Source organism: Paraburkholderia sp. 22099, assembly GCF_052045835.1.
Taxonomy (GTDB): Bacteria; Pseudomonadota; Gammaproteobacteria; order Burkholderiales; family Burkholderiaceae; genus Paraburkholderia; species Paraburkholderia terricola.
On the sequence record NZ_JBQEPU010000037.1, the window covers coordinates 45,803 to 67,702 of the forward strand.

Consider the following 21,900-nt stretch of genomic DNA (forward strand, 5'->3'; position numbering starts at 1 on the left):
ATCGCTACTTCAAGCCTCGAGGCGCTGCCTTCGAATATCGTACTTCCGGCTTCGGCCAGCTTCGGCCTTTCAGCGGATTCACGTGACCGTCCGTTTACCTGATGAGAAGCGACGGCGGGTGCCGGCCCGAAACGGGCGATCGAGACCTTGAGACTCGCGCTTCGTCCATGCAAGCCTAATACAGCGAATAACGGGAATGCATCTCTATCGGGATGATCGTTTGCGCGGGAACGCCTCGTCCCTCGCGCACGGACTTCAAATGCACGACAGCCGTCCGTAGCAGCAGTCGAAGATCCTGTGTCAGTAAATAGTCGATTGCGTCGGAACGCAGGAGCGGTTCCGTTATCCGGTTGACTTCGTGGGTCACGTAGATCGTTCGGCCCGTCAGGTTGGATTCGCGCAGCGCCGCAACCAGACCTTCGTTTCCGCCCGCCACGTTGTAAACGCCATCGAGCTTCTCGTGCTCGTCCAGAAAACGCATGGTCGCTTCATAGGTCGCGGCACCGGAATCGGCGCCCTTGATGACTTCGATGAGATTCACATTGGGGAAGCGTTGTCTTAGCAGTGAGCGGAACCCGATCTCGCGGTCTTCGTGACAGGTATAAGAGAACGTAGCAACGACCACCGCCACGTCGGGGCACGCATGCGCCTGCAGATGCCGTCCAATGAGAAATGCCGCCGACTGTCCGGCCGCCCGGTTATTCACCCCAATATACGTATGACGTGCGTCGGCATCGACGTCGGTAATGAGCGCAACAACCGGCTTGCCTGCCGCCATGCATTCGCGTAATGCGGCGGTCGTCGTCGCGGTGTTCGTGCAGATGATGCCGATGCCGTCGGCGGCGTCGGCCGCCTCGCGGACTCTGGCGGCAACCTCGTCGTCGGAGGCGCCGACGCACCGTACGACTGCGAGATTCGCCCCGGTTGCGGCAAATTCTGGTTCGAGTTCAGCCGCGGTTCGTGTGAGTTCGTCCGTGAATGCGTCACCTGCCTGGGCCAGCAATCTGAAGTCGTAAGTACGGTGCTTTGCCCGGGGCGACGATCGTGTCGGCGAGTTCGAGCCCAATTGCCTCAATGCCGCTTCAACGGCGCTTCGCGTGCGCGGATGCACGCCGGGCCGATCGTTCAGTGCGCGATCAATCGTCGCCCTGCTGAGCTGCGTGATCTCCATCAGTTGTTTGAGCGTCGGCTTCTCTTTCATATGCATCCCCAGACTTGCATGCGGGCCGAGGTGCCCGCATGTCCGTTATTTTGCCTCAAATTGAGGCAATCGAGGCTTTTTCATGTTTTGGGGCGTAAAGAATGCACTGCGGCATCCTCTGGAATACCCTCGATACCTCAGAATGAGTCATTTTAATCTTTGACCGATGCTCATTAAGAGTCTTTAATCGGCTCAACGGTGATCAATGCTTCATTCGGTCCATCGCTCGGTCAAACACCAAAGCACTGGAGTGCAGCTCATGTCCGTACGGCAAGACAACACGAAAACGATCACCATGGACGACTGGTACAAATGTCACCTCGACCGGAAGGTGCTCAAGGAAGTCACGCGGCGCAACGATCGCGATGCGCTATTGCATTTCAGCGGTTTCATTTCTCTGGTCGTGGCAAGCGGCGTGCTCGCATGGCTGTCGCTCGGCACGCTGTGGTGCGTGCCGGCATTCCTGCTGTACGGAACGATCTACGCGTTCGCCGAAGCGATCGAACACGAGTTGCGCCATCGCACGCCATTCCGGAGCGAATGGTTGAACGAGTCGGTCCATTGGCTGATCTGTTTCATGACGTGGCGTGAACAGGTGTACAGCCGCTGGTCGCATGCCCAACATCACACTTACACCCATCTGACGGCGACCGTGCCATTCGACGTCGAACTGGCGGTGAAGCGGCCGCCGAACTACCTGAAGCTCGCCACCGATTTCCTGCGCATCTCGCACGGCATTCATCATCTGGGCAACATCGTGCTGCACAGCTTCGGCATCGTGTCGAACAAGGCGAAGGCGGTGGTGCCGCCCACCGAATTTCGCGCGATGTGCCGCAACTCGCGCGTGATTCTCGCGCTCTATGCCGTCGTGATTGCGTGGGCGATCGTCGTGCATAGCTGGCTGCCGGTGGTCTTTCTGCTCCTGCCGCGTTCGTATGGCGCCTGGCTGCACGAATTTCTAGCGCTCACGCAGCACACCGGGCTGCGCGAGAACGAACTCGATCACCGCTTCTCGACGCGAACCCTCAGGCTGAACCGTTTCCTGCAGTTCCTTTACTGGAACATGAACTATCACGTCGAGCATCACATGTTTCCGAACGTGCCGTTTCATGCGCTGCCGCAACTGCGCAAGGCGATCGAAGCGGATTTGCCGCCTGCGTACGACGGCCTGTTCAGCGCATGGGGAGAAATCGTTCACGTGTTCAGAATGCAGCGGCACGACGCCGATTACATGGTGACGCCGCGCGTGCCGGGAAATGCGGCGGCGCACGACCCGGAATCTGTCGGCGATCAGCCGTTCGTAGCACAGACGCGCTAGGCGAAGAGGCACACCATGAACATGCTTCAATGGCATCAAGTCTGCGCATGCGATGACGTCGACGAAGAAGACGTCGTCGAGTTCGAGCACGACGGCAAGCTCTACGCGATCTATCACACGCCTAGCGGTTTTTACGCATCGGCGGGTCTTTGCACGCATGAGACCGCACGGCTCACCGAAGGCCTCGTGTTTGGCGAGGTGATCGAGTGTCCGATGCACATGGGGCGCTTTCATATTCCCACTGGCGCGGCGAAAGGCGCGCCCGTTTGCGTGAACCTCGTCACGCACCCTGTCAGGATCGAGGACGGCAAGGTCTTCATCGGTCTCGCCGACGATTGACGCAACGCCCTTGATTATGTGATTCACGTTACTCGGGCAACGCGAGATGGGCCGATGCACAACGTCGGTAAATCAATCATAAACAAGGAGACAGCCATGAAACTATCCAGCCGCCGGGCGTTTCGCCTCGCTGCCATCGTATTGGGTCTCGGACTGTGCGCCGGCGCTTTTGCCGAGCCCGCGGCCCGTTTTGATTTCATCTCGCACGCGCCGGATTCGGATGCCTGGTGGAATACGGTCAAGAACGGCATCAAGCAGGCCGACGAGGATTTCAACGTGCAGACCGATTACCGCAACCCGCCGAATGGCGATATCGCGGACATGGTCCAACTGGTCAATCAGGCAGCCGCGCGCAACTATGACGGCGTCGTTTCGACAATCGCCGACTACGATCTGCTGAAGAGCGCGTTTCCGAAGCTCAAGGCGAAGAACATACCGTTCATCACAGCCAATACCGGTACGGAAAAGCAGAGCGCCGACCTCGGGGCATTGCTGCATGTCGGCCAGCCCGAATACCTGGCCGGCAAGGAAGCGGGGTTGCGCGCGAAGGCCGACGGCATCAAGACTTTTCTATGCGTGAACCACTACGCGACGAACCCATTGTCGTTCGAGCGTTGCCGCGGCTTTGCGGACGCCGTCGGCGCGGATATGAAGACCTCGGTGCTCGACGCGGGCACGGACCCCACCGGCATCGAGGCGAAGGTGAGTGCGTTTTTGCGCACGCATCCGAATACCCAGGCCGTGCTGACGCTCGGCCCGACTTCCGCCGATCCGACTATTCGTGCAGTGACCAAAATGGGGCTCGCCGGCAAGATCTGGTTCGCGACCTTCGACATTGATTCCGATGTCGCGAAGGCGATCAAGGATGGCACGATCAGGTTCTGCACAGACCAGCAACCGTATCTGCAGGGTTATATTCCCATCGCGATGCTGGCGATCATGCACAAGAATCACAACACGGACGTGCTGCAGGCGCGCGGCGAACTGGAGAAAAATTCGAAGTTCATGAAGCGTCTGCAGGACTATGGCCTCAAGCCTGTCTATGAGGCGCGCAATATCAGTTCCGGACCCGGCTTCATCACGCAACAGAACATCAGTCAGGTGTCGGCGCTGGCTGGCCAATATCGGTAATGGCGCCGGGGAGCGTGAGATGAGTTCATCCGATCCGATGGTGATCGTCGGCGGCGGGCAGTGCGGTGCGCGCGCCGCGCATGCGCTGCGTGAAAACGGCTGGGACGGCGCGATCACGTTGCTTGGCGACGAAGGACGCTTGCCATACGAACGGCCGCCATTGTCGAAGTCCGTGCTGCTCGGCCAGAAGACGGCCGCCCAGTGCGCGATCTACGACGAGGCCTTCTATCGCGAGCAGCGCATCGAACTGCGCGTCGATGTGCCGGCAGCGGCCATAGATTGTGCGCAGCGCAAGGTAGTTCTCGCCAGCGGCGAAGCGATCAGCTATCACCGGCTATTGATCGCAACTGGCGCTGAACCGCGGCCGTTCGACGTGCCCGGCTCAACGCTGCCTGGGGTGCATGCACTGCGCGCCGTGCCCGACGCGCACGCGATCGCCGGCGAACTGACGCAGGGCCGACGGATTGCCGTGATCGGTGCCGGCTTCATTGGCCTCGAAATCGCCGCGGCTGCCGTGACGCTCGGTTGCGAAGTGACCGTGCTCGAGGCGGCGCCGCGCGCGTTGATGCGGGCTGTGCCCGAGGCCGTTGCGGCGTGTCTGATTGATTGTCACCGACAGAGAGGCGTGGAGGTTCGCTTCGGCATACAGGTCGCCTGCTTGACCGGTCAAGCAGGGGTCACAGGCGTGCAACTCGCTGACGGCAGCATCGTGCCGTGCGATGCAGTGGTGGTCGGTGTGGGAGCAAGCCCGCGTATCGCGCTCGCGCAGGCGGCGGGCCTCGACATCGACAATGGCATCGCCGTCGACGGCACGTTGCGCACCAGCGACCGGCATATCTACGCGGCCGGGGACGTCTGTTCCTTCCCGCATCCACACACAGGTCAGCGGATCCGGCTCGAATGCTGGAAGAACGCCGAGGACCAGGCGCGCGCTGCCGCCCGCAATATGCTCGGGCATCTCGACATTTATTCGGCCGTGCCGTGGTTCTGGTCCGATCAGTACGACATGACGATTCAGATCGCCGGGATTCCCGCATACGGCACGACCACGGTGGTGCGGGAGACCGGCGTGGCATCGCGAATTTTCTTCATGCTCGATGTCGGCGGCACGCTGGTCAGTGCAAGCGGAGTGGGACGGGCAGGCGAGATTGCGCGCGACGTGCGCATTGCGCAGTCGCTCATTGAGCAACGTGCGTGCATCGATCCGGCGCTGCTTGCCGATCGCGACACGAAGCTGCGTTCGCTATTGGTTGCGGAGGCGCAATGAGTCAGCGCCTGCTGGTGTTCCAGTCGCTGTGGGCGATGGAGCGGCGACACACCGACGGCCGCGAACGTTCGCTCGAAGAGAATGTGCGGATGATCGCCGGCGCGGGCTTCGATGGCCTGAGCGCACATTACACAGACCGCGCGGCGGTCCGGCGACTGGCCCAATTGCGCGCAGACTATGGACTCGACGTAGAAGGCCAATGCTTTCCACGCACGGTCGACGATCTGCAGCCAGTCCTCGAGAATGCGGTCGAATTCGGTGCTCATCACATCGATCTGCAACCTGACGTGCGTCCTCGCACCGTCGCGGAATGTGTTGCGCTGATCGACGGCTGGCAGCGGCTCGCCGAACAGGTGGACGTGCCGGTCTACATCGAGACGCATCGCGACCGCATGACCACGGATCTCTACTTCACGCTTGATCTGCTCGATGCACGCCCCGAGCTGAGATTGCTCGGCGACATTTCGCATTATCTGGTTGGACGCGAATTCGCCTGGCCGGTGTCCGACGAAAACCACAGCCTCATGCACCGGATACTCGATCAGTCGTGGGCGTTTCACGGCCGCGTCGCGAGTCGTGAGCAGGTACAGGTCGAGCTTTCATTTGAGCCGCACCGGATGTGGGTCGACCTTTTTCTCGACTGGTGGCGCTACGGCTTCACATCGTGGCGTCGGCGGGCAGGGGAGCACGACACGCTTGCCTTCACCTGCGAACTGGGGCCCAAACCTTACGCGATCATCGGCCGCGACGGCAACGACATGAGTGACCGGTGGGCGGAGTCGCTGTTGCTGCGCGACTGGATCCGGACGCTGTGGCGGGATGTGGAACTCGAGCGGCCCGCCGCGCGTGAGACCATGACAATAATTGATCGAAAAGCCCAACGCGAGTTGCGGTAAACCGGGAAGCGATGACATCGATGTATGCCTCCAGGCAAGGTGCCCACCTCTGTCACCGCCGGGGGCGACATACCCTGCACCCGTCCATCTGCCATTGACTGTTGTCGCAGAGACAACACCGTGAGTTCCTTCGCAGGACTTCCGCCGCAAGACGACCACGCTTACGCTTGGTTCCACGGTGACGGGGCACGCTGTCTGATGCAAGCCGTGAAACGCAACACTGCAAAAGAAGCGTCCAAACACACCTAGCACGTCTTCGCTGCCTTGTGCACGCACGCCATTGGCCGCGACAGCGAAAGCTGTCGCGATGCGTGTTACGCAGCACCTCACCAACCGAGGAACGATCCGTGACAGAAGAAGATATCCGCAACAACGCTTTTGCGATGCCCGTGCACAATCCGGCGTATCCGCGCCCGCCCTTCCGCTTTCTCAATCGGGAGTACTTCATCATCTCGTATGAAACGGACATGGATGCGCTTAAGGCCGTCGTTCCAGAACCGCTAACGGTCGACAGCGCAATCGTCCATTACGAATTCATCCGCATGCCTGATTCGTCGGGGTTCGGCGACTACACGGAAAGCGGCCAGGTGATTTCCGTGCTGGATGAGGACGGCAATCGAGCCAACTTCACGCACGCGATGTATCTGGACGACGAAGGCCCGATCGCAGGCGGACGCGAAATCTGGGGATTTCCCAAGAAGCTGGCTTCACCGAAGCTCTGCGTCGATGGCAAGGACACGCTGCTCGGCACGCTCGACTACGGAACGCAGCGCGTCGCCACCGGAACGATGGGCTACAAATATCGCGAGCTCGAGATGGCGGCCGAGCGCCGCAAGCTCGCCGACACCCCCAACTATCTGCTCAAGGTCATTCCGCACGTCGATGGCTCCGTACGCATTTGCGAACTGGTGCGCTTTTTCCTGCGCGACGTCGACGTGATCGGCGCGTGGGAGGGGCCCGCGGCGCTCGAGTTGCATGCGCACGCGCTCGCATCGGTTGCCGATCTGCCGGTTCGCAAGGTGATCGGCGCACGTCACGTCATTGCGAATCTCACGCTCGACGTCGGCGAAGTGGTTTATGACTATCTGGCCCCCGCCGAGTCGTTGAAACTCGCGGTCAACCAGTAAGCGCTCGGAGGACGTATGGCATTGAATGATAAGGTCGCGCTCATTACGGGCGCAGCAAGCGGTATCGGCGAAGCGTGCGCGCGTAAGCTCGCGTCGGACGGCGCGACGGTCGTGATTGCGGATCTGAATCTCGCGAACGCTCAAAAGGCCGCTGAAGATATCGTTGCTCACGGCGGCAAAGCGATCGCCGTTGCAATGGACGTAACCAGCGAGGAAGCGGTCGATGCGGGTGTGGCCGAAACGGTGAACCGGCTGGGCGGCATCGACGTGCTCGTGTCGAACGCGGGCATCCAGATCGTCAACCGGATCGAGGATTACGCATTTTCCGACTGGAAGAAGATGCTGGCGATTCACCTCGACGGTGCGTTCCTCACGACCAGGGCCGCCATCAGGCATATGTACGCGTCGAACAAAGGCGGCGCTGTGATCTATATGGGCTCGGTACACTCGCACGAGGCGTCGCAACTGAAGTCGGCTTATGTGGCCGCGAAGCACGGGCTGCTCGGTCTCGCTCGGGTTGTCGCGAAAGAAGGCGGACCGCGTGGCGTGCGCGCCAATGTCGTGTGTCCGGGCTTCGTCAGAACCCCGCTGGTCGACAAGCAGATTCCCGAGCAGGCGAAAGCCCTGGGAATCTCCGAGCAGCAGGTCGTGAAGGACGTGATGTTGAAGGAGACGGTCGACGGCGAATTCACGTCGCTAGCCGATGTCGCGAACACGGTTGCATTCCTCGCCGGCTTCGAGTCGAACGCGCTTACCGGGCAATCGATTGTGGTCAGCCACGGCTGGTTCATGCAGTAAGGAGACAGCCATGAATTCGAGCCAGCGTAACAAGCTGCAGGGGCCCCATCGCATCAAGCTTCCCGCCTATGACGAAATCGGACTCGTGCTGCAGGGCGGCGGCGCACTGGGCTCGTATCAGGCCGGCGTATATGAAGGTATGGCCGAGGTCGGCGTGGAGCCGACGCGAATATCCGGGGTATCCATCGGTGCGCTGAATACGGCGATCATCGCCGGCAATGCGCCCGCGAGTCGAGCGGAGGCGCTGCGCGGCTTCTGGAACACCATCAGTCAGCCGGCGGATGTTTTCTCACATCTCGGCGCGCGCATTCCGGCGTGGCCGGGGCTTGCAGACATGGGGCGCAGGTGGTCGAGCGCATGGGCCGCGACGCGTACGCTGGTGGAAGGTCAAAACGGGTTCTTCTCCCCGCGCATGCATGTGCCTTTCGCCGGGCTCGGAAGGAAACGTCCTGACCGGGTCAGCTATTACGACACCTCGGTGTTGCGTGAAACGCTTTTGCGGTACGCGGACTTCGATCGCATCAATGACGGGAACATTCGCGTATCCGTTGGCGCGGTCAACGTCCGAACGGGCAATCTCGTCTACTTCGATAATTCGAAAATGCGCCTGGCACCGGAGCACTTCATCGCGTCCGGCGCGCTGCCGCCGGGCTTTCCGGCCGTCGAGATCGACGGAGAGTTCTACTGGGACGGGGGGCTGGTTTCGAACACGCCACTCACCGAGATCATCAGGGAAAGCCAGCATAAAGACACACTCGTTTTCCAGGTCGATCTGTGGAGCTCGCGAGGCAAGCTGCCGGGCGACTTCCTCGACGTCAGCGAGCGCACCAAGGACATTCAATATTCAAGCCGTACGCGAGCGATCACCGCGTTCATGTCGCAAAACCAGAAGCACGCGCAGATGATCAAGGCGCTGCTCGAGCATATTCCTGAAAAGGTGCGGCTTGCGCACCCGCTGTTGCGGGAGGCGCAGAAAACAGCGGACGGCAGTGCGGTGAATGTCGTGCACCTGATCTACAAGAACAAATCGTTCGAGGGGCACTACAAGGACTATGAATTCAGCAAGGATACGATGCGCGAGCATTGGGCGAGCGGTCTCGAGGATATTCGCCGTTCATTCGGACACCCCGAGTGGTTCGATATCCCGAGCCGCGAAATCGGCTTCGTCACGCGGGACGTGCACCGCTATCGGCAGGAGGTCAACGAAATCGCCGGACAGGGCAAGCAAGCGTTGCCGCCATCGAAACGCGCGTCGGAAGAAGAACTGTCCGGCGCAAAGTAGCGGTTATCGACTCCCTCCTTGCGGCTATGGTCCGGCAGTTCGCTCCTGGCGTAGTGTGCCCGAGCAAGTCCACTGCGGCGACATGCGGTTTGCCGCATTGCTGGTTCAGGTGGCGCGATGAACGATCTTCAAGACGGGTACATGCAAGCCACAAGGAGAGCACCATGATGTCGCATGAATTGATCGCGCGGTACGGAATCTTAGTCGTATTTCTGAATGTGCTTGGCTCCTCGCTCGGCCTGCCGTTGCCTGTCTTACCGACATTGATCACCGTTGGAGCCAGCACTGCGCTCGCCATGAACCTTGCGTCATCCACGTACCTTAATTTCGCGACGATACTAGGCTCCGCTGTGATCGGCGGTGTGCTGGGCGACCTGGTCTGGTTCCAGGGCGGCAAGCGATACGGCGAGCGCACGCTCCATACGGTTTGCAAACTGTCGCTCTCGCGCGAAACGTGCGTCAGGAAAACGGAGCGCTTCTTTGGACGCTGGGGCGTTCGCGTGCTGATCGTGGCGCGCTTCGTACCTGGCTTGTCGCTCGTTGCCGTGCCGCTGTGCGGTGCGATGGCCGTCAGATTGCGTTCCTTTGTCTTGCATGATTGCGTGGGCGTTGCGCTGTGGGCATTCGTCGGACTGGCGATCGGTGCGCTATTCGCGTCGCAGATCGATGTGGTTTTCGTACTCATCTCACGTCTTGGCTGGCAGGCGTTGATCGTGATCGCTACCGCGCTGATGCTTTACGTGCTGTATCGATACTGCCGGAGAATCATGCTGGCGAAAGCCCTCGAGAAGGCCCGGATCAGCGTGGCCGAATTGCATGCATTGCTCGCGAACAATCCGCGGCCAATCCTTTTGGATATTCGCTCCGCCGAGCGGCGAATGCTCGATCCATTTGTCATTCCAGGCGCAGAGTTTGCCGATGAACAAAAACCGCGGCACATCGTGGAGCGCTATGGAGCGAACCGGACACTGGTCATCTACTGTTCGTGTCCAAACGAAGTCTCTGCCGCATGGATGGCCGGGCGGTTGCGACAGGCCGGTGTCAAGCTTGCATTGCCGCTTACCGGCGGTATCGATGCGTGGCGCCTGGCCGGCTTCGACGTCGAGCCGATAATAGCGGTGAGCGACGCTGCAATCAGCGAAGAAGAGACAAAACTTTTCGCACATTGATTCCAAGGGGGTGTCGAAAACTTTGGCCACCCCGCGAATCGAAAAATAAAGTCTGTCAGCCCGCGTCCGCACGTGGGAATTCAAGGTAGACGGTCTCGCCCAGCGGCGCCAGCCCGTCGCGCTGCATACGTTCAACGACTACATGACAGAGCACACGAGAGCACTCGATCTGGTGTGTCTGACGACGAGAACGACGTTATCGGCGGGCGAATGATGACAGTAAGGCGATTCGCGACGTGAGCTAACCGACCTGCGCGACTGAAGCGCTCGTGCGACTGTGTATGACGCGCTTGCGAGGAGCGCCCCGCCGTCACGGCGACAGGGCACGGTCGGTTTCGTCCACTATAACGATGCGGCTTATCGCCCACCGGGGGCAGGGACCTCCATGGTTGCCGTCAGCTCCTGCCGCGCCGGTGTTCTGGAAGTCGTTCGTGCGGGGATTGACGCCGATGGGCAAACGGGACGGATCGTTGCCGGCGCCTTGGGGCAGTTGTGCCGCGGCTGCGGGAATGTTGTGGACCGTCCAGTGCCGCAAGCAAGTGCGGCTGACAGGTCTCCACCGGTACAGCCGAAGGCGTTGAGCACGAACCTCCGGCAGACAAAAGACAGCAAATCAGCTTCCTCGGGTATGCGAGGCGGTCCTGCTCAGTGAGCGCCGGCCGCCCCACCGCCACCCTTGCCGGGTTTGGTGAGCCAGACCAGCGGAATGATCACAATGAAGATCATCGACGAGAGCCAGAAGATATCGTTCAGTCCGAGCATCGCGGCCTGGGCATTCAGTAAATATTCGAAAAGCGCCGCCGCCTGATCCAGGCCGCCGCCGAGCGTCGCGTGGAGGTTCGCGACGGCTCTCATATAGTCGGGGTTGTTCACGCTCGACTGTTCGGCGAGTCGTGCATGGTGCAGGATCGTGCGATCGTTCCAGCCCGTGGAGATCAACGACGTGCCGACGCCGCCCGCGAACACGCGCACAAAGTTGGACAGGCCGGCGGCCGCTGGAATTTTGTCGGGTGACAGCCCGGACAGGATGATCGCGGTAAGCGGCGTAAAAAACAGCGCCATCGGAATGCCTTGCAGCAGCGTCGGCAGCACCAGGCTATAGGGGTCGACGCTCGCCGTGTAATGGGAGCGCATGAAGAATACGCCCGCAAAGCCGAGGAAGGCCAGCGTCGCGAGCACCCGTGCATCGGACTTCGGCATGATCTTCGCCATCACCGGTGCAAGCAGCACGGCGAAGATCCCGAGTGGCGCCGTCACGAGACCGGCATCCACCGAACGATAGCCCAGATAGCCCTGAATCCATTGCGGCAAAATCACGAGATTCGAGAAGAAGACCGCATACGCGACCGAAATCGCAATCGTGCCGCCGCGGAAATTGCGCATTGCGAAGAGGCGAAGATCGACGATCGGGTTCTTCTCCGTGAATTCCCAGATCAGGAAAAACAGAAAGCTGACCGCCGCGACGGCCGCGAGAATGCAGATCACAGGTGAGCTGAACCAGTCGAGATCCTTGCCCTTGTCGAGCATGATCTGCAGCGACGCCACCCATGCGATCAGCGACAGCAGGCCGACCTTGTCGATGGGAAGCTTGCGCGTCGGCGTCTCGCGGTCGCGATAGATGATCCACGTCACGGCGGCGGCGAACAGGCCAACGGGAATGTTGATATAGAAAATCCACGACCAGCTATAGCTATCGGTGATCCAGCCGCCCAGCGCAGGACCCGCAATCGGCCCGACCGTGGCCGTCATCGCCCACAGCGACAGCGCCGTCGCGCTTTTTTCCTTCGGATATGAGCCGAGCAGAATTGCCTGCGAAAGCGGAATCAGCGGACCCGCCACGGCGCCCTGCAACACGCGTGAGGCGAGCAGCACGATCAGATTCGGCGCGACGCCGCACAGCCACGACGAAAACACGAACAGCACGATGGCGGCCACGAACAGCCTGATCTGGCCGACGCGTTGCGTGAGCCAGCCCGTCAGCGGAATCGCGACGGCATTGGCCGCGGAGAACAGCGTGATGACCCACGTGCCTTCGTCGACGGATACGCCGAGATTCCCCGAGATGGTTGGAATCGCAACATTGGCAATGGATGAATCGAGCACGTTCATGAACGTCGCGAGCGCGACGGCGATTGTCGCAAGAACCAGCTTTGCGCCTGTGAGCGGCGGCGGTGCAAGTTGCGTCGAAGGATTCATCTTGCTTCCAGTCTGAAGTTTTCGACAGGTCCGGCGTGTCTATCTGGCCTGTCAGACGATTGAATGAACCGGAACGCGACTGCCCGGTGCGCTCCGGGATGCGATCTAGCCGGCGTGCTGTTTAGTGCCGCTCTGGTCGCTTGCATCGCGCTTTGCGGGAGGCGTCGACAATACGACGTTGCCCGTGGACCCTGCATGCAAAGGGACGATGTTCCGCGCGATGACCTTCTCGATCTCGGCATCGGCCTGCGCGCCGTATTCGGTAAAGACATCCGTGCGATATGACGTGTTCATGGCCGCGCCGAGTTGCCGTCCCGTGTTGCCGCGCGTATCCACATCGACATCCATCGACAGACCGATGCGCAGCGGATGCGCTTCGAGTTCCTTCTGATCGAGCTGGATGCGCGCGGGCAGACGCTGGACGATCTTGATCCAGTTGCCCGTCGCGTTCTGCGCGGGCAACGTCGCAAAAGCGCTGCCTGTGCCCGCCGAGAAGCCGACGACGCGGCCGTGGTACTCGACCTTGCCGCCATACACATCGGCCGTCAGCGTGACGGGTTGACCGATGCGCATGTTGCGCAACTGGCTTTCCTTGTAGTTCGCATCGACCCACACGCCGTCGAGCGGCACGATCGCCATCAACGGCGTGCCCGGCGACACGCGCTGGCCGACCTGCACCGAGCGCTTCGCGACATAGCCGGTGACGGGCGCGGGCAATGTGTTGCGCGCATACGCGAGGTAAGCGTCGCGTACTTTCGACGCGGCGGCTTGCACGTTCGGGTGCTGTTCGATCGTCGTGCGGTCGGTCAGCGCGCGATTGGCTTCCGCCTGTTGACGCGCGGCGTCTAGCGCGGCCCGCGCGGCCGTCACGGTGTCGCGCGCGTGCGCGATGTCCTCGGCCGAAACGGCGCCCGTATCGGCGACGGCCTTGCGGCGGCGCAAATCGTCCTGCGCGCGGGCCAGATCGGACTGCTTCTGCGCGACGTTCGCTCGATAGAAATCGTTGTTCACGTACAGGCTGCTCACCTGACGCACGGTCTGCCCGAGCGTCGCTTCGGCATTGCCGAGCGCGACTTTCGCATCGGCGCTGTCGAGCGTCACGACCGGGTCGCCCGCCTTTACGATCTGCGTGTCGTCGGCATTCACGGCGACGACGGTGCCGGCCACCTGGGGCGTCAGTTGCACGAGGTTGCCGCTGACGTACGCATCGTCGGTCGATTCGTGGTAGCGCGCATAGGTCATGTAGTAAGCGCCATAAGCCGCCGCCGACACGACGACGGCCATGCCCAGCAGCGCGAGCAGCGTTTTGCGCTTGCCTGTGTCAGGTTCGTTTGCAACGGAATCTTTCGTCGGTGTCGCGTCATATTTAGCGCCCGTTGCTTGCGTCTTTTGGCGCTCCGTTGCGTTGATTTCGCTCATTTCAGGTCTCCGGCAGATTGGGTGGGCAGCCGCTCAGCGCGCGGCAACGACAGGCGTGTTGGATGCGGACGCATCGGCGCGCGGTGGCGCCGCGGAGTTCGCGTTCGACGTGTCGACGAAACCGCCGCCCAGCGCGGAAGCCAGCGCGATCTGCTGGTCACGGCGGCTCATGCGCAGATTCGCAACGGCCTGATCGGCGGAAAGCGCGTTGACGTCGGCGTTCAATACGGTCAATTGATTCGTCAGGCCCGCCTTGTATTGCACTAGTGCGAGCTTGTAGGCCTGGCGCGCGGCGTCCTGTGCCGCCTGCGCATCGACAAGCTGTGCGTCGGTCGAGCGCACGTCGGCCAATTGCGTCGCCACTTCGCTCAGCGCGGTCACGAGCGCCTGGTTGTAGGTCGCGACGGCATGGTCGAAATCGGCATAGCGGCCCTTGAGCCTGGCGCGCAACTCACCTGCGTCGAAGATCGGCAGATGGATGGCGGGGCCGACGGATGCCGTGCGGCTCGCCGCCGTCAGGAAGCGGCCGAAGCCGAATGCGTCGAGCCCGATCGCAGCGCTCAGATTGATGTCCGGATAGAACTCGGCCTTCGCTTCCTTCACGTCGTGCGTCATCCCGTCGACGCGCCACCGCGCGGCCGCGATGTCCGGGCGGCGGCTTACGAGATCGGCGGGCAGGTTGTCGGGGAGCTTCACTTCGTCGCCGATGCCGAGCGCCGGCCGCGCGATCCGCAGTCCGCGATCGGGACCGGCGCCGAGCAGCGCGGCGATCTGATAGCGCGTCGTGAGGACCTGTCCGTCGAGCGACGTCAGCGCGGCGCGACTCGTCGCGAGATTGGCTTGCGCGGTCTTGCGTTCGACTTCCGTATCCAGTCCCGTCGCAATGCGCCCTGCAGTGATGCGCTCGATCTGCTCGCGATGCGTGACTTCCTGTTGCGCGATGTCGCGCAAGACATACAGGCGTGCGAGCTGGTTGTACGCGCGGGCAAGCGATGTCGTCAGCGTCAGCTTGACGACTTCAGCATCGGCCCGGCTTGCCTGAAGTTGCGAGATCGCCACCTTCAGCGCTTCGCGGTTCTTGCCCCACAGATCGAGATCGTAGGAAGCAGTCAACAGGCCCTTGTTCTCCGTCTGCCACGAGCCGCCATTCGGAGGCGGCACGAGCGCCGTGCCCGAGTACTGCTGGCGCGTGAGCGAATAGTTCGCGTCGATACGCGGCATCGTGCCGGCTCTCGCCGTTTCGCTATATGCGGAGGCGGCTGCCACGCGTGAACGCGCCTGATCGAGCGTCGGGCTGCTCGTCAGCGCTTCGTCGATCAGCGCCTTCAGTTGCGCATCGCCGAACTGATCCGCCCAGTTGGCTGCGGGCCAATGGCCCTGTTCGGCAGGAATGCTTTGCTGCGTTGCATATTGCTGCGGATCGGCCGTCTTTGCGTCGCCATGGATTCCCGCATAGTTCGCACAGGCTGACAGCACCGCGGCAACCAGCACCGATACGCCCGCTTTCAGTGCGCGTGAAGCGCGCCGTTCGGTGTTTGACTGAATGCTCATTTTCTGGCCTATCAGATCGTTGAGTAAAAGCGTTCTCCGTAGAGAATCGGGGTACACGTCCGGTGCGACATCGACGACACGCGGTACGACCTAAACCGCGACGGTCCCGGCGAGCCGGCTTCGCGCGGTCACGAAAGGCATGCATTCCGCTCTCGCAAGCGCGACGAGCATCTTGATACCGGTCCATGGATTCCTTAGGCATTGGCGTACCTGCTCACTCCGCCCGACACCTAGAACACACCATGTGCAGAAGTGTTCGCAGTTATTGGTCAGCAATCGATACCGGTCTTCGCCGAGGCGGGACCTGGCCCTCTCCACCGCATCAAATCCGGTATAAATGGCGTCTGGTTCTGACTGAACCTTGATCCCTTTTCCTGCTGCAAAGGCGCGCAACGGAATATATTCAATGGGGCGCCGTTTCGCGGAATGATGAAAGCCTCCGTAGTGAATAACCAGTCCATTCCCCGCATAAATTCCGTGGTGTGTGTAGCCTTCGCGCTCACTAATAAGATGCGTACCCACCGCGATAGCGCGTTCTGTGCTGGTCAGCTCAGGGGAAGTTACGAGCCAATCGACATGTGGAGTTTCCATGGCGTGCCACCGATGTCATATCCGTGATGAATTCAGTACCTTCCCCGGACCGAAGACAAAGCGAGTCTTTCCGAGGAGACTAGCCTCAGGAAAAGTGATCGCCTCATCACGGTGGATTGACATTCACTCGCCGCCGACAAATCGGCGGTCAGGAAGATCGGGGCGTGCGGCCACCCTCGAGCACATTCCGCGAATCGCCAGTCAAGTTGGATGGTCGGCTTGCCAGCCGCATCATTCAGACCTCGTGCCTCGCTGGAGACAGACGATCGGATCTGGAAGGCCTGTATGAGACTTCAGAAAATGCCGCTGAACGAGACAGCAATTGCGAGCCCGACACTGACCGCGGAAAGCATGATCCAGCCTACAAACACCGACAGGGGTCCGGGATGAAACATGGCGCCCTCCACTAACGATCTCAACGATCGTCAACTCAATCGATCACGAAGCCATGTCGGAATGGTAGGTGCCGCGTCCGCGTCGCGGTAGATACGCACCAGACCACTCACTGTTGCCGCGTAGACACCAATAGGTGCGGCCGCGGAAGCCGCGGTGTTGCCCTGGGTCGGCGAGGCTGAGCGGCACCTTGGTGGAAACTGGCGGCCAGGCGGATGATTGAGGCAGCGCCGCGATACGGACGCACGGTGGCCTTCAACGCAATGTTTGAAGGCGCAAGGGTTCAAGGTGGACTGCAATGGGTATTTCGTCGACTATCAGGATTCTTCGTGGACGAAGGTTGTTGAAGCCTTCAGGCGGCCATCATCGCCGTCAATATTTTCGTTCGACGTGGGTGGCGTTTGCGACCGCGAAGCACATCCACAATGCGATCGCACCGCTTATGGCGGTGCATGAATAGCTTCACGCCTGATGCTCGCGTTCCAGATAGTCTGGATTGAATTCTCCCAGACAAAGCGAGTTGAGCGCCCGAATCTGCTCAGTCATGAAATCGACAAACACGCGAATGCGTGACGGCAAATTCTGTCGGCAGAGATAGCAGATGTAGTGGCCCCGATCGTCCGGCACGTTGTGCCTCAAGGCCACGACGAGTTCATTGCGCGTGATGTAATCGCGTATCTGATATCCCGGCATCTGGGCGATTCCGCGACCTTCCAGGACTGCCTGCAATACCAGGTCCGCGTCGTTGAAAGTCAATCTGGCGGTTGGCAAATACTTTCGCATGCGACCGTCGACCTTGAAATCCCACTCGAAGACGCGACCGCTCAATCGCAGATTGATGCAGTCGTGCTGCGCCAGATCTTCCAGCATAGATGGCAGCCCGCGCTCTTCGGCATAGGCGCGGGAAGCGCAGAGTACCATCTGCATTGGAATCAACTGTTTCGCAATGATGCTTGAGTCCTCGATGCGTCCATCGCGAAACGCAACGTCGATCTGTTCAGCAGCGAAATCGGCTGGCCTGTCATCAAGGCTCAGATCTACCGCGATATCCGGGTAGAGCTCGGAAAACTTGAAAAGCAGCGGAGCAACCACCTTGCGTCCAAATCCAACTGTCGAGCGAATTCGAATGAAGCCACGAGGCGGACCCTGGCGAAGGTCCAACATGTCATTCATTGCCTCGACGATATGGGTCACGCCCTGGTTGCAGTTCTCGAAGAACCTTTCGCCCTCCTGCGTCAGGTTTGTGGTCCTTGTCGTTCGGAGAAACAGACGGGTGCTTAGCTGCGTTTCGAGCTTTTGAACATTTCGACAGACGGCCGAGCGTCCGATCCCCAATCGTTCACCGGCTTTCGCGAAGCTTCCCTCGGTCGCGACCGCCATGAACGCGATGATCCCTGCGTAGCTCGTCGCGAAACAGGTAGAGAGCGCATCAGCGTTGTTGGGTAAGCCAACGCGGAAGCCTCGCTGCGATGTATCCGATTGATCCATTGATGGCCCCACTACTGACACATGAACGGGTAAGCCGTTCGAAGCGCCGGTAATGCGTTCTGGCGCGGACAACGACTCTCCTGTTGCAGCGATGAAGTGACCGGGATCGACGCTTTCCTTCCGCTCAGTCTCACCCCGATCTTCGTGCAGCCACGGAAACCGGATGCCCGACTATCACCTGGCGGAATGGCCGCATTCCGCATGCGGCGCGGTCACGCTAAAGTCTAGCACTTGCCTGTTGCAACCAATTGCCGAATGGAGGCGGTCTCGTCTAGTCAACCGCTTCGAGTGCGTGACGGTGCGCTCCCGTTTCACGCGGCCATTTGGATTGTCGCCGAAACGGAAACATCATGTCTCCTCGTGCGACGCTACCGTTACCATCCACGCTCATTTACCATAGTGCGCGATTGTACCGTCGCGTAAGGGAAAACAGGTGGCAGGACGCTCGACTGATTTACTATACGATCGTTCGTTCCATGCAGCTCGTCCCGCCCTGGCAGACGGTGCTTGATCCCGCAGGTGCAGCGCGCTTCATATGGCAGGCTTCGGCGGATTGACGACCGAGAGCTGGAACGCGCATCACCAAATTCGAGACCGCACCATGGACGACAAGAAGCTGCAAGCTCCCCCGCTTTCCCTCCTCGACAGGTATCGGGGCCGGGATTTTCATCCGCTGTATACAACGAGTGTCACCGTTTCGGGCGGCGAGACGGGACACGGTCGCGCATCTGGCGTCGCCCGTTCGGATGACGGAAATCTCGTCGTCGAACTGCGGCTCCCTACCGAGTTCGGCGGACCCGGTAATGGGACCAATCCCGAGCAGTTGTTCGCGGCGGGGTTTGCTGCGTGTTTTCACGGGGCGCTCAACCTGATCGCAAAACGCGCGGGAATGGAGATCAACGACATCGTGGTGGAGGTACAGGTTACGTTCGGTCGTGATCCCATGGATGGCGGTTATGCATTGGTCATTGACCTCCGTGTCAAGATGCCGGGCGTTGACCGACGCATGGCGGAAGAGATGGTCCGAACAGCGGAACGCCTATGTCCGTATGCAAAGATGGCTCGGCAAGGGACTGTCAATATCGTGACCGTTGTCGACTGAGTCAACGCTCTTCGTGCGGCAGTTTGATCTGTCGATCCCAGCTTTCCGGGTAAACAGCAGCCCATTCGCCAAGGTCGAGGCACCGACACCACGCCAGATCCAGGTACGGCCTCGACGCCCAGCGAGTCGAAGGCTTCAGATACGTACGGCCGGGGATTGGGGCCGAGGTCGGGACCAATCTTGTCCTGAGGTAGCGACCTCATTCCTTTGATTGGTGCCGGGCGGGCAACGCCGTGTGTCTGGTTGCGTGTCTACCGCAACAGGTGGCACCCGCCTATGATCGTGACGTGCTTTCACGAGCGTAGCGCATGCTCGGGGCAGCCAGAAATCCCTGATCTTTCCTCAACTGCATTCGAGCCCGAATGGCGCCTCGAGTGGTCGATAAAGGACAGCAAATCATGAAAATCGTCGTCATCGGCGGCACCGGCCTTATCGGCTCGAAGGCCGTCGCCATTCTGCGCCAGAACGGCCACGAGGTCGTCGCTGCCTCGCCCAGGAGCGGTATCAACAGCATCACTGGAGAGGGGCTCAAGGAAGCCGTGGCCGGTGCGCAGGTGGTGATCGATCTCGCCAATTCACCATCGTTTGAAGACAAGGCGGTGCTGGAATTCTTCGAAGCTTCCAGCCGCAACCTTCTCGCGGCTGAGGCCGCAGCGGGCGTCCGGCATCATGTCGCGCTATCCATCGTCGGAATCGACCGGACGCCCGCTAACGGTTATTTCCGCGCCAAAGTCGCGCAGGAGAAGCTGATCGAAACCTCCGGCATTCACTACACCATCATCCGCTCCACACAGTTCCTGGAGTTCCTCGGCGGCATCGCCGCGTCAAGTGCGGACGGAAACGTAATCAGGGTTTCGCCGGGCCTGTTCCAGCCCATCGCGGCCGACGACGTTGCGGCGATCGTTGCCGACGTGGCACTCGCGGCGCCGCGAAACGATATCGTCGAGATCGCCGGCCCGGAAAGAGCGCCGTTCAACGAAATCATCGCCCGCTATCTGAAGGCGGCCGGCGATCCGCGCGAGGTCGTGAGAGACCCCAAGGCCCGGTATTTCGGCGGGCTGGTCGAGGAGCAGTCGCTCGTGCCGTTGGGCGAGGCGCGTCTAGGCCGCATCGGTCTCGACGAATGGCTGCGCCACTCGCAGGCGGGAGCCTGAGAACATCACGGGCGCCCGCGTCCAGTCCTGCCCGGGCGCTCGCATCGCGGATTCGCCTTGGTCTAACGCCTTCCAGGCGGCCAGTTCCGTCCCGTGATTGGTCGCCGCGACTCACTAACCATCATGCGTACCATTCAGATCCTGCTTCAAACGACCATCCTGCCCTGCAACGACGACTGGTCGATTGCGCGATTCAGCCGCCTGGCGGAATTACTGCGGACGTATCAAGATCCCAAAGGGCGTGTGACGTTCAATGTCCTTGCTCGGGACCGTGAGCAGCTCGGGCAGCCGGACCCGATTCTTTCTCGTCTCGATGAGACCGGGTTCGACGAGTTGTGGTTATTTGCCGTTGACGAAGGCGACGGTCTGACCTCGGCGGATTGCGAGGGAATCACGCGATTCCGGCGCGCGGGTCGCGGCCTGTTGGTCACGAGGGATCACATGGATGTGGGGAGTTCACTGTGCACTTTAGGCGGAGTTGGCAAGGCGCACCGCTTTCACACGCGCAATCAGGATCCCGACCACTCCCGGCGCGTGGCCGACGACCCGTTCTCAACCCACATCTCCTGGCCCAATTTTCACTCGGGCAGAAACGGAGACTTTCAGGAAGTCACGATCGTTGGCCCCATACATCCAGTATTGGCGGACCCCGATGCTCCTGGCGGCGCAATCCGGTTCCTGCCAGCACATCCCCATGAAGGCGCCGTCGACGTTCCTGACGACGAACCGGCTAGAGTGATCGCACGAGGCAAAAGCAAAGTAACAGGAAAGAGTTTCAACCTTGCGGTCGCATTCGACCCTTCTGTCCGGGGAGGTCCCGCCGTCGCTCAAAGTACTTTTCATCATTTTGCCGACTACAACTGGGACGCGCGACTCGGTTGTCCGAGCTTTGTGAGTGAGCCTCCCGGAACCGGAATGCAGACCGAGCAGCAAGCCCTGCGGGACGTCCACCGCTACTCTGTCAATCTCGCGCTGTGGCTGGCTGGCGCTCTCTGAACCTGTCATTCGACAGTTGAAAGAAGCGGTTTCCGTCGATGCCTATATCGAGTTGCCGGCAGGTTTCCGTGAACGCAGCGCCTCTTTCGTGAGAGAGAACCCACAACGCATGTCGGTCACGCCAGCCGCAAGCCGGATGCGCGTGCCTGCCGGCAGCGCGATCACTTCAGGCATTCTTGCAGGAGCGCTTTGGCGCGCTCGGCAGACAGGCCGCGAATCTTCACGCGCCGCTTGCCGATTTCCATCTTGATCTCGCACATGGCGTCGGCATCGGTATGCTGCTGCTCATTGCTTCCGATGCTACTGTCGGCTCCGGCGCCCGAAGTACCCATGCCGGGTCGCTTCGGGAAACGGTCACACCGAGCCGCTGATATGACTTTCCGTGTCAATCGCGATATCCAGGTTTGCGGTTTTTCCATAGGCAAAGGAATTTCCTGAGGGCGACGTAGCAGTAAGGTCGACGGTGAATCACGCTGATATCC

Annotated in this window: 20 protein-coding genes; 12 read left to right on the top strand and 8 right to left on the bottom strand. The window is 60.7% G+C overall.

What is annotated here, in order from left to right; genetic code table 11:
* Positions 1–175 precede the first annotated feature (175 nt).
* Positions 176–1,201, bottom strand: a complete 1,026-nt coding sequence (locus tag ACTJLC_RS27300) for a LacI family DNA-binding transcriptional regulator (protein WP_310126940.1) — start codon at positions 1,199–1,201, stop codon at positions 176–178.
* Between the two features lie 259 nt (positions 1,202–1,460).
* Here ACTJLC_RS27300 and ACTJLC_RS27305 point away from each other — a divergent pair, with 259 nt between their 5' ends.
* The 9 genes from ACTJLC_RS27305 (at position 1,461) to ACTJLC_RS27345 (ending at position 10,528) form a co-directional block, all read left to right on the top strand.
* Positions 1,461–2,519, top strand: coding sequence for a fatty acid desaturase (locus ACTJLC_RS27305; RefSeq protein ID WP_310319378.1), 1,059 nt, complete (start codon positions 1,461–1,463; stop codon positions 2,517–2,519).
* Positions 2,520–2,534: 15 nt separating this feature from the next.
* Positions 2,535–2,858 carry a non-heme iron oxygenase ferredoxin subunit gene (locus ACTJLC_RS27310; RefSeq protein WP_374709917.1) on the top strand — a complete coding sequence of 108 codons (324 nt, stop codon included), beginning with the start codon at positions 2,535–2,537 and terminating at the stop codon, positions 2,856–2,858.
* A 96-nt stretch (positions 2,859–2,954) separates the two neighbouring features.
* Positions 2,955–3,989, top strand: coding sequence for a sugar ABC transporter substrate-binding protein (locus tag ACTJLC_RS27315; RefSeq protein WP_310319375.1), 1,035 nt, complete (start codon positions 2,955–2,957; stop codon positions 3,987–3,989).
* On the top strand, positions 3,883–5,256 hold the full coding sequence (locus ACTJLC_RS27320; protein ID WP_440845791.1) for an NAD(P)/FAD-dependent oxidoreductase: 1,374 nt from the start codon (positions 3,883–3,885) through the stop codon (positions 5,254–5,256). The genes ACTJLC_RS27315 and ACTJLC_RS27320 overlap by 107 nt, the downstream gene beginning before the upstream one ends.
* Positions 5,253–6,152 carry a sugar phosphate isomerase/epimerase family protein gene (locus ACTJLC_RS27325; RefSeq protein ID WP_310319369.1) on the top strand — a complete coding sequence of 300 codons (900 nt, stop codon included), beginning with the start codon at positions 5,253–5,255 and terminating at the stop codon, positions 6,150–6,152. Before ACTJLC_RS27320 ends, ACTJLC_RS27325 begins: the two co-directional genes overlap by 4 nt.
* Positions 6,153–6,499: 347 nt before the next feature.
* Entirely contained in the window at positions 6,500–7,279 is a 780-nt protein-coding gene (locus ACTJLC_RS27330) for an acetoacetate decarboxylase (RefSeq protein WP_154872834.1), read from the top strand.
* A 15-nt stretch (positions 7,280–7,294) separates the two neighbouring features.
* Positions 7,295–8,077 (top strand): 3-hydroxybutyrate dehydrogenase, encoded by a 783-nt coding sequence (locus tag ACTJLC_RS27335; RefSeq protein ID WP_073430684.1) that lies wholly within the window; start codon positions 7,295–7,297, stop codon positions 8,075–8,077.
* Between the two features lie 10 nt (positions 8,078–8,087).
* A complete protein-coding gene (locus tag ACTJLC_RS27340) occupies positions 8,088–9,359 on the top strand; it encodes a patatin-like phospholipase family protein (RefSeq protein WP_310135398.1) in 1,272 nt (423 codons plus the stop codon).
* A gap of 164 nt (positions 9,360–9,523) precedes the next feature.
* Positions 9,524–10,528 carry a DedA family protein/thiosulfate sulfurtransferase GlpE gene (locus tag ACTJLC_RS27345; RefSeq protein WP_440845794.1) on the top strand — a complete coding sequence of 335 codons (1,005 nt, stop codon included), beginning with the start codon at positions 9,524–9,526 and terminating at the stop codon, positions 10,526–10,528.
* A 310-nt stretch (positions 10,529–10,838) separates the two neighbouring features.
* Here ACTJLC_RS27345 and ACTJLC_RS27350 read toward each other — a convergent pair whose 3' ends face one another.
* From ACTJLC_RS27350 to ACTJLC_RS27375, 6 genes are all read right to left on the bottom strand, one after another.
* Complete coding sequence (locus ACTJLC_RS27350) at positions 10,839–11,063, bottom strand: hypothetical protein (protein WP_374709916.1); 225 nt, start codon at positions 11,061–11,063, stop codon at positions 10,839–10,841.
* A gap of 110 nt (positions 11,064–11,173) precedes the next feature.
* Positions 11,174–12,724, bottom strand: coding sequence for a DHA2 family efflux MFS transporter permease subunit (locus ACTJLC_RS27355; protein WP_440845796.1), 1,551 nt, complete (start codon positions 12,722–12,724; stop codon positions 11,174–11,176).
* Positions 12,725–12,829: 105 nt separating this feature from the next.
* The gene (locus ACTJLC_RS27360) at positions 12,830–14,143 is read right to left on the bottom strand and encodes an HlyD family secretion protein (protein WP_310319365.1); all 1,314 of its coding nucleotides are present in this window, start codon (positions 14,141–14,143) and stop codon (positions 12,830–12,832) included.
* Between the two features lie 33 nt (positions 14,144–14,176).
* Entirely contained in the window at positions 14,177–15,694 is a 1,518-nt protein-coding gene (locus ACTJLC_RS27365) for an efflux transporter outer membrane subunit (RefSeq protein ID WP_310319362.1), read from the bottom strand.
* 90 nt (positions 15,695–15,784) lie between these two features.
* On the bottom strand, positions 15,785–16,285 hold the full coding sequence (locus ACTJLC_RS27370; protein WP_310319359.1) for a lecithin retinol acyltransferase family protein: 501 nt from the start codon (positions 16,283–16,285) through the stop codon (positions 15,785–15,787).
* Positions 16,286–17,140: 855 nt separating this feature from the next.
* Positions 17,141–18,166, bottom strand: a complete 1,026-nt coding sequence (locus tag ACTJLC_RS27375) for a LysR family transcriptional regulator (protein WP_154872845.1) — start codon at positions 18,164–18,166, stop codon at positions 17,141–17,143.
* 601 nt (positions 18,167–18,767) lie between these two features.
* Between ACTJLC_RS27375 and ACTJLC_RS27380 the strand changes: the two genes are divergently transcribed.
* The 3 genes from ACTJLC_RS27380 to ACTJLC_RS27390 all read left to right on the top strand — a co-directional run bounded on the left by ACTJLC_RS27380 (position 18,768) and on the right by ACTJLC_RS27390 (position 21,418).
* Positions 18,768–19,268, top strand: a complete 501-nt coding sequence (locus tag ACTJLC_RS27380) for an Ohr family peroxiredoxin (protein ID WP_310319356.1) — start codon at positions 18,768–18,770, stop codon at positions 19,266–19,268.
* Between the two features lie 398 nt (positions 19,269–19,666).
* The gene (locus ACTJLC_RS27385) at positions 19,667–20,422 is read left to right on the top strand and encodes an SDR family oxidoreductase (protein ID WP_310135391.1); all 756 of its coding nucleotides are present in this window, start codon (positions 19,667–19,669) and stop codon (positions 20,420–20,422) included.
* 123 nt (positions 20,423–20,545) lie between these two features.
* The gene (locus tag ACTJLC_RS27390) at positions 20,546–21,418 is read left to right on the top strand and encodes a hypothetical protein (RefSeq protein WP_310319352.1); all 873 of its coding nucleotides are present in this window, start codon (positions 20,546–20,548) and stop codon (positions 21,416–21,418) included.
* Between the two features lie 161 nt (positions 21,419–21,579).
* Here ACTJLC_RS27390 and ACTJLC_RS27395 read toward each other — a convergent pair.
* Positions 21,580–21,900 (bottom strand): hypothetical protein (locus tag ACTJLC_RS27395; protein WP_440845800.1); only part of this gene is annotated, 321 nt, incomplete at its 5' end.